This window comes from Micromonospora sp. URMC 105 (assembly GCF_051386295.1).
Lineage (GTDB): Bacteria > Actinomycetota > Actinomycetes > Mycobacteriales > Micromonosporaceae > Micromonospora.
Window position 1 is genome coordinate 164,917 of record NZ_JBPQTL010000001.1, and the last position, 4,802, is coordinate 169,718.

Below are 4,802 nucleotides of genomic sequence, written 5' to 3' on the forward strand. Positions count from 1 at the left end.
CGGCGATGGCGACCGACGACAAGCTGCGCGACTACCTCAAGCGCGCCACGGCGGACCTCCAGCAGACCCGGCGGCGGCTGCACGAGGCCGAGCAGCGCCGGCACGAACCGATCGCGATCGTGGCGGCGGCCTGCCGCTTCCCCGGCGGGGTGCGCACCCCCGCCGACCTGTGGGAACTTGTCGCCTCCGGTGGGGACGCGATCAGCGGCTTCCCGCAGAACCGGGGCTGGGACGTCGCCGGCCTGTACGACCCGGAGCCGGCCACGCCCGGCCGGACGTACTGCGTCAACGGCGGGTTCCTGCACGACGCGGGGGAGTTCGACGCCGACTTCTTCACGATCAGCCCTCGCGAGGCGCGGGAGACCGACCCGCAGCAGCGGCTGCTGCTGGAGACCGCCTGGGAGGTCGTCGAGCGGGCCGGCATCGACCCCGCCTCGCTCAAGGGCAGCGCCACCGGCGTCTTCGCCGGCCTCGTCTACCACGACTACGCCGCCAAGGGCGTCGGCAGCCTGGCCAGCGTCGCCTCCGGCCGGGTCGCGTACGCGCTGGGCCTGGAGGGGCCGGCGGTCACCGTGGACACCGCCTGCTCCTCGTCGCTGGTCTCGGTGCACCTGGCCGCGCACGCGCTGCGCGCCGGCGAGTGTGGCCTGGCCCTGGCCGGCGGGGTGACCGTGATGTCCACCCCGGACTCGTTCGTGGGGTTCAGCCAGGACCGGGGGCTGGCCCCCAACGGCCGGTGCAAGTCCTTCTCCTCCGACGCCGACGGCACCGCCTGGGGCGAGGGCATCGGCCTGCTGCTGCTGGAACGCCTCGCCGACGCCCGCCGCCACGGCCACCCGGTGCTCGGGCTGCTGCGGGGCAGCGCGGTCAACTCCGACGGCGCCAGCAACGGCCTCTCCGCCCCGAACGGGCCGGCCCAGCAGCGGGTGATCCGGGCCGCGCTGGCCGCCGCGCAGCTCACCGCCGACCAGGTCGACGCCGTCGAGGCGCACGGCACCGGCACCACCCTCGGCGACCCGATCGAGGCGCAGGCGCTGCTCGCCACGTACGGGCAGGGCCGGCCGGCGGACCGGCCGCTCTGGCTCGGCTCGTTCAAGTCCAACGTCGGGCACGCCCAGGCCGCCGCCGGGGTCGGCGGGATCATCAAGATGCTGGAGGCGATGCGGCACGACACCCTGCCGCAGACCCTGCACGTCAAGGAACCCACCCCCAACGTGGACTGGTCCACCGGCAACGTGCGGCTGCTCACCGAGGCCCGGCCCTGGCCGCGCGGCGACCGGCCGCGCCGGGCCGGGGTCTCCGCGTTCGGGCTCAGCGGCACCAACGCCCACGTCATCGTCGAGGAGCCACCCGCCGGGGCCGCCCCGGCCCAGGACGACGGCGGCGTGCGGCCGGGACGTCCGGTGGCACTGCTGGTCTCCGGGCGCGACGAGGCGGCGCTGCGGGCGCAGGCCCGCCGGCTCGCCGGGCATCTGGAGGAACACGCCGACCAGGCGCTCGCCGACGTGGCGTACTCGCTGGCCACCACCCGCGCCGCGCTGGAGCACCGGGCCGCCGTGATCGGCGCGGACCACGCCACGCTCCGCGCCGGACTGGCCGCGCTCGCCGACGGCACGCCCGCCGCGCACCTGGTCCGCGACACGGTACGCGTCGACGGCCGGACCGCCTTCTGCTTCGCCGGCCAGGGCGCCCAGCGCCCCGGCATGGGCCGGCAGCTGCACGCCGCCTTCCCGGCCTTCGCCGATGCGTTCGACGCCGCCGTCGCCGCCCTCGACGAGCACCTGGACCGGCCGCTGCGCGAGGTGGTGTGGGCCGCCGACGCCGACCCACTCAACGGCACCGGGTACGCCCAACCGGCGCTCTTCGCGCTCGAGGTGGCGCTGTACCGGCTGCTGGAGGGCTGGGGAGTGCGCCCGGCGTACCTGGTCGGGCACTCCATCGGCGAGCTGGCCGCCGCGCACGTCGCCGGCGTGCTCACCCTGCCCGACGCGGCGGCGCTGGTCGCCGCCCGGGGCCGGCTGATGCAGGCGCTGCCCGCCGGTGGGGCGATGGTCGCCGTCGAGGCGACCGAGGAGGAGGTCCGGCCGCTGCTCGACGAGCGGGTCGACCTCGCTGCGGTGAACGGCCCGCGCGCGGTGGTGGTCTCCGGCGTCGAGGCCGCCGCGCTGGCCGTCGCCGAGCAGTTGCGCTCCCTCGGCCGGCGGACCCGGCGGCTGGCCGTCTCGCACGCCTTCCACAGCCCGCTGATGGATCCCGTGCTCGCCGACTTCGCCGAGGTCGCCCGCTCGCTGCGGTACGCTGCGCCGACCCTGCCGGTGGTCTCCACCCTCACCGGGCAGCCGGTCACCGGCGAGCTGGCCGACCCCGAGCACTGGGTACGCCAGGTGCGCGGCACCGTCCGCTTCCACCACGCCGTACGGTGGCTCGCCGAGCAGGGCGTCACCACGTTCCTGGAGCTGGGCCCGGACGCGGCGCTCACCGCCACCGGCCCGGACTGCGTCGGCGAAGGTGCGGACGCCGTCTTCGTACCGCTGCTGCGCCGGGACCGCGACGAGGAGCGGGAGCTGGTCACCGCGGTGGCCCGCGCCCACACCCGGGGCACGGCGGTCGACTGGGCGGCCGTGCACCGCGGCGCCCGCCGGGTCGAGCTGCCCACCTACGAGTTCCAGCGCCGCTGGTACTGGTGGGAGGCGCCCGAGCCGGTCGCCGCCGACCCGACCTTCCTCGACGACCTCGCCGCCGCCGACCCCGCCGCCCTCGCCGCCGACCTGGGGGTGGACCCGGCCGCCCTCGGCCAGGTGCTGCCCGCGCTGGCCGCGCTGCGCCGCCGGCACGCCGACCGGTCCGCGGTGGACGGCTGGCGGTACCGGGTGGTGTGGGAGTCCGTCGCCGACCCCGAGCCGGGCCCGGCGCCGGCCCGCTGGCTGCTCGCCGTGCCCGACGGGTACGACAACGACCTGCGGGTCGGCATGATCGCCATGACCTTGGTCGAGCACGGCGGCGAGGTGGTCCGGGTACCGGTGGCCGACGCCGACCGGGCCGCCCTGGCCGCCCGGCTGCGCGACCTGCGCGGCCCCGGCACGGTGGTGCTCTCCCTGCTCGCCCTCGACGACCGGCCGCACCCCGGCCACCCGGCGCTGACCCGGGGCCTCGCCGGGACGGTGGCACTGGTGCAGGCGCTCGGTGACGCCCAGCTCGACGCCCCGATCTGGTGCCTCACCACCGGCGCGGTCGCCGTCGACCCGGGCGAGTCCGCCGACCCGGCCCAGGCCGCCGTGCACGGTCTCGGGGCCGGCCTCGCCCTCGACCTGCCCCGGCACTGGGGCGGGCTGGTCGACCTGCCCGAGTTCCCCGACCCGGCCGCCCTGCGCCGGCTGCGCGCCGTGGTCACCGCCACCGGTGGCGAGGACCACGTGGCCATCCGCGACGGCGGGGTGCGCGCCCGGCGGATGGTGCGGGCCGCCCGGCCGGTGGCCCCGCCGTCGTGGCGCCCGCGCGGCACCGTGCTGGTCACCGGTGGCACCGGCGGCCTCGGCGCCCACGTGGCCCGCGCCCTCGCCGGGGCCGGCGCCGAGCACCTGGTGCTGGTCGGCCGGCGCGGCATCGACACCCCCGGAGTGGACACGCTGACCGCCGAGCTCAGCGCCCTCGGTACCGAGGTGACCGTCGCCGCGTGCGACGTCGCCGACCGCGACCAGCTCCGCGACCTGCTCGACGGGCTGCCCGCCCGGTGGCCGCTGACCGCCGTGGTGCACGCCGCCGGGGCCATGCAGCGCATCGCCCCGGTGGGGGAGCTGACCCTCGCCGAGATCGCCGACGTGGCCGCCGCCAAGGTGGCCGGCGCCGCCCACCTCGACGACCTGCTCGCCGAGACCGAGCTGGACGCCTTCGTGCTCTTCTCCTCCGGCGCCGCCGTCTGGGGCAGCGCCGGGCAGGCCGGCTACGGCGCCGCCAACGCCTACCTGGACGCGCTCGCCGCCCGCCGGCGGGCCCGGGGGCTCGCCGCCGCCGCGATCGCCTGGGGCTCCTGGGACAGCGGCATGGTCGACGCCGACCTGGCCGCCGGCATGCGCCGGCTCGGCGCACCCCCGATGCGACCCGAGCTGGCGATCACCGTGCTGCCCGAGGCGTACCGGCGCGACGCCGGGGACCTCGTCGTCGCCGACCTCGACTGGTCGCGGTTCGCCCCCGTCTACACCATGGCCCGCCGCCGGCCGCTGCTCGACGCGCTGCCCGAGGTGGCCGAGGCGATCGCCGGCGACGCCACCGCGGGCGCCGGCGGGCTGGCCGACCGGCTCGCCGCGCTGCCACCGGCCCAGCGCCCGCGGGCCCTGCTGGACACCGTCCGCGCCGAGGTGGCCGCGCTGCTCGGCTACGACAGCCCGGCCGCCCTCGACCCCACTCGTCCCTTCGCCGACCTGGGCTTCGACTCGGTCGCCGCGATGGACCTGCGGCAGCGGCTCACCGCCGCCAGCGGGCAGGCGCTGCCGGCCACGCTGGTCTTCGACCACCCGACGCCGGCCGCCGTGGCGGAGTTCCTCGGCACGGAACTGGGCCTCGGCGCCACCGACGGCGCGACCGGCCTGGCGGCCGACCTCGACCGGGTGGAGGCCGCCCTCGCCGCGCTGCCGGCGGACGACGCCGACCGGCCGGCGCTCGCCGCCCGGCTGCGCGCCCTGATCGGCCTGGTCGACACCGCCACCGGCGACGACCGGCTCGGCGAGGCGGCGACCGCCGACGAGATCTTCGACTTCATCGACAACGAACTCGGGTTGCGCTGACCCACAGGGGTGAGGACGGGC

General features: G+C 77.8%; 1 protein-coding gene. It reads left to right on the top strand.

Annotation, left to right across the window (positions count from 1 at the left end):
• Positions 1-5 precede the first annotated feature (5 nt).
• On the top strand, positions 6-4,781 hold the full coding sequence (locus tag ACSNN7_RS00565) for a type I polyketide synthase (protein ID WP_436678490.1): 4,776 nt from the start codon (positions 6-8) through the stop codon (positions 4,779-4,781).
• Positions 4,782-4,802: the final 21 nt, after the last annotated feature.